General features: G+C 42.4%; 2 protein-coding genes. Both read right to left on the bottom strand.

Annotated features, from left to right (window positions below; all coding sequences use genetic code 11):
• The coding region (locus GFC01_RS20320) for a YqzN/YkzM domain-containing protein (protein WP_479723392.1) at positions 1 to 167 on the bottom strand (167 nt) is incomplete at its 3' end.
• Positions 154 to 510 (bottom strand): hypothetical protein (locus GFC01_RS17940; RefSeq protein ID WP_207707652.1); only part of this gene is annotated, 357 nt, incomplete at its 5' end. The genes GFC01_RS17940 and GFC01_RS20320, both read right to left, overlap by 14 nt.

The following is a 510-nucleotide window of genomic DNA, read 5'->3' as shown; positions in this document are numbered from 1 at the left end:
GTTTTTGTAATTGGTTGATGTTTGATATAAAAAAGAGCCCCTTCAAGGATTTCTGGTTTGACCCCAAAAAGATCCTTACTGTGCTCCTTTAAGGCTTCAAATGAAAAGCCAAATTCTTTTTCTTCGCCGGCTGTTTGAGCGGGCTGTGCATGTTTAGTCTTGCTCACGTTTGATCACGCCATCTGAAAAGTTGATATCTTCAAGGCTTGCCTGTTTGTCACGGTTGTACCAATAGCTGCTATCCCACGTCAGGACAATCGCTGCTACGCCTTGATCTATCATTCTTGTTTCCACTCTTTTTATGCGGACATAATCATCAAGCACCTCTCCGTCTTCACTCATCATCTGAATGATTTGACGATCAGCAAGCAATGCATCAACGATTGTTTCTGCCGCATCATGTGCTTTTTCTGTATCAATATGAAAGACTTTCACTTGCAGCGAATAAGATTTCATAAAGGTAGAGACCGTATCTGGACCACTGATCACTGTCACAGGCGGCACATAAAC

This window comes from Desulfofundulus thermobenzoicus, from assembly GCF_009428905.1.
GTDB lineage: Bacteria > Bacillota > Desulfotomaculia > Desulfotomaculales > Desulfovirgulaceae > Desulfofundulus_A > Desulfofundulus_A thermobenzoicus.
Note: the sequence above shows the minus strand (reverse complement) of the source record. Positions and strands in the feature narration are given on the sequence as shown.